The sequence below is a fragment of the Stenotrophomonas sp. 3diitr2024 genome, assembly GCF_042136455.1.
Lineage (GTDB): Bacteria > Pseudomonadota > Gammaproteobacteria > Xanthomonadales > Xanthomonadaceae > Stenotrophomonas > Stenotrophomonas sepilia.
In genome coordinates this window covers 1-382 of sequence record NZ_JBHHMJ010000715.1, presented here as the reverse complement: position 1 = coordinate 382, position 382 = coordinate 1, and the positions used below count along the sequence as shown (strand labels likewise).

Below are 382 nucleotides of genomic sequence, written 5' to 3'. Positions count from 1 at the left end.
CCGGCCAGCACCACGGCACTTCCCATCGTGGCTTCGCCTCGATGGACCAGGACAAGCAGCGCGCGATCGCCGCAAAGGGAGGACGCGCCGCGCATGCGTCCGGCAATGCACATGAGTTCAGCCCAGGCTGGCTTCCTTCAGCTGCCGGATCTGGTCACGCACCCGTGCGGCATCTTCGAATTCCAGGTCCTTGGCGTGCTGGTACATCTGTTGTTCCAGCGCCTTGAGACGGGTCGCCAGCTGCGCCGACTGCTACCCCGGTGCGGGACATGCCCCCCGCTCCCGAGGTGCGCGTGATCGGGCGCAACAAGCCCATCCTGCAGGGTCGCTGCATCGGCGTCCTGTTCGATGAGGGCTCCGATGCCCGCGTGATCGCCAGCCT

General features: G+C 66.8%; 2 pseudogenes. One reads left to right on the top strand and one right to left on the bottom strand.

The features are described 5' to 3' along the window. Nucleotides 1–125 (top strand): annotated as a pseudogene (locus tag ABGA94_RS18740) (KGG domain-containing protein); the annotation flags it as partial. Here ABGA94_RS18740 and ABGA94_RS18735 read toward each other — a convergent pair. Further along, a pseudogene (locus ABGA94_RS18735) lies at nucleotides 118–246 on the bottom strand (UvrB/UvrC motif-containing protein); the annotation flags it as partial. The pseudogenes ABGA94_RS18740 and ABGA94_RS18735 sit on opposite strands and share 8 nt — an antisense overlap. Nucleotides 247–382 lie beyond the last annotated feature (136 nt).